The 2,453-nt window shown below is 73.4% G+C and carries 1 protein-coding gene; it reads left to right on the top strand.

What is annotated here, in order from left to right:
• Positions 1-2,453 (top strand): UvrD-helicase domain-containing protein (locus Q7W29_12890; protein ID MDO9172715.1); only part of this gene is annotated, 2,453 nt, incomplete at both ends.

The raw sequence follows: 2,453 nt of genomic DNA, 5'->3' as shown, positions 1-2,453 counted from the left end.
TTCGAGCAGAAGCGTGACGCCATCTCCGGCTATGTCGCCCGCTGCGGCGGGTTCGAGGCGGTGCAGGCCGATGTCTGGCAGGTCTGCACCGGCCGCGCGGAAGCCGTCACCGCCGACGCGGTCGCCGAGGCGGCCATGGAGGCGCGCAACACGCGGCTCTACCGCGAGGCGGCCGAGGTGCTGGCGGGCGGCGGCAAGACCGACGCGAAATGCGCCGAGGGTCTGCGGACGGCGACGACGCTGGACCAGGTCCTGTCGGTGCTCTTTACTCAGAAGGGCGCTGGCACGCCGGCCACCTGGGTGACCAGGACCGCCGCCCTGAAAGCGCGCGAGGACCTGCGGATGGGCCTCGTGGCCGAGCAGGCGCGGCTGGAACAGTTTCGCGATCAGGTTCGCGCGGCAGCCGTGGCCGAGACCACGCTGCAGGTTCTGGCCCTGGCCAGCGCCTATGCTGAAGCCTACCGCCGGACCAAGCAGGATCGCGGCGCGCTCGACTTCACCGACCTGGTGCTGCGCACCAAGGAGCTGGTGGCCGAGCGGCCCGACGCGGCCTGGGTGCTCTACAAGCTGGATGGCGGCATCGATCACATCCTCGTCGACGAGGCCCAGGACACCGCGCCCGAGCAGTGGGAGATCGTGCGCCAGCTGACCGGCGAATTCTGGGCCGGCGCCGGCCTGCGCCGGACGGGCGCGGAGGCGCGGACCCTGTTCGTGGTCGGCGACGAGAAGCAGTCGATCTACAGCTTCCAGGGCGCCGACCCGCAGCGGCTGCTTGATGAACGGCAGCGCTACATGCTTGAGATCGTGGCCGCTGGCGCGATCGCGGAAGGCCCCACGCTCGCCGTGTCCTATCGCTCCACGCCGCAGGTCCTGACGTTCGTCGACACCCTGTTCGTGGCGCCTGAAACCCGTCGGGGCGTGCCGCCGCCGCAGGGCGACGACATCGTCAGCCACCAGGCTTTCAGGACCGATCACGCCGGCTGCGTCGACCTCTGGCCGCTGGAGCGGGAGGAGCCGGGCGAGGACCGCGAGGCCTGGGACGCGCCGCTCGACGAAGAGGCCGAGGCCTCCGCCAACCGTCGCCTCGCGCGCCGGATCGCCGCCGAGATCAAGGCGCTGGTGGCGCGCGGCGACGCCGTGTTCGACAAGGATCTCCGCCGGCCGGACGGCGGCCATGGCGACTGGCGGCCCGCCCATTTCGGCGACGTGCTGATCCTCGTCCGCCGCCGTCGGGTGCTGTTCGAGGAGATCATCCGCGAACTCAAGCGGCGGGGCGTGCCGGTGGCCGGCGCCGACCGGCTCACCCTGTCGGCGCACATCGCCTTCGACGACCTGATGGCCGTGGCCCGGTTCGTGCTGTTCCCGGACGATGACCTGACCCTGGCGGCCCTGCTCAAGACCCCGTTCTGCGGCCTCGGCGACGAGGACATCTACGCCCTCGCCCGGGAGCGCAAGCCCGACAGCCTGTGGACGGCGCTGCAGCGCCGGGCGGACGAGCGGCCGGCCTGGGCGGCGGCGCTGGCCGTCCTGCGGACGGTTCGGACCCTGGCCGCAACCCGCACGCCCTTCGACTTCTACGCCCGTCTTCTGGGTCTGACCGCCCCCGACGGCCGCTCCATGCGCGCGGCGATGCTGACCCGGCTGGGGGCCGAGGCCGGCGATGTGATCGACGAGTTCCTGGCCCGCGCCCTGACCGCCGAGGCCCAGGGCGTGCGGGATCTGGAGAGCCTCGCCGCCGCCTTCGTGGGGCTGGATATCTCGGTGAAGCGGGAGATGGAGGCGGCGTCCGGCGAGGTGCGGGTGATGACCACCCACGGCGCCAAGGGCCTTGAGGCGCCGATCGTCTTCCTGCCCGAGACGACGGTCACGCGCACGGCGCGCGGCTCTCCCCTGCTGGCGACCGACGAGGGCGGCTTCCTGTGGTGCGCCAAGGCCGAAGAGGACTGCCCCGCCAGCGCCCTGGCCCGGCAAGCCCGCAAGGACCGGGAGGAGGACGAGGCCTGGCGGCTGCTCTATGTCGGCCTGACCCGGGCCCGCGACCGGCTGGTGCTCTGCGGCCGGATCGACGCCCGCACGGCCGACGACAAGGTCGCCGGCTGGTACGGGGCGATGCGGGCGGCGTTCACCCATCCCGACGTGGCCGGCGGGGTGCGGACCCTTCCGCTCGGCGACATGGAGATCCAGAGGTTCGGCGACGATCCCCTGCGCCTGCCCAGGACCGCCGAGGCCGCCCGGGGGGGCGTCGAACCGCCGGCCTGGACGCGCGGCGCGCCGCCGGTCGAACCGGCCGCCCGCCGCTACGCCTCGCCCTCGCAGCTGGCGGACCAGGCGATGATCCCGTCGCCTTCGCCCCTGGCCCGCACCGGGGGGCTGGGCCGGTTCCGGCGCGGCGACCTGATCCACCGACTGCTGCAGCTGCTGCCCGACGTCCCGGCGCCGGAGCGCCGCGTGGC

This window comes from bacterium, assembly GCA_030654305.1.
GTDB lineage: Bacteria > Krumholzibacteriota > Krumholzibacteriia > LZORAL124-64-63 > LZORAL124-64-63 > PNOJ01.
Note: the sequence above shows the minus strand (reverse complement) of the source record. Positions and strands in the feature narration are given on the sequence as shown.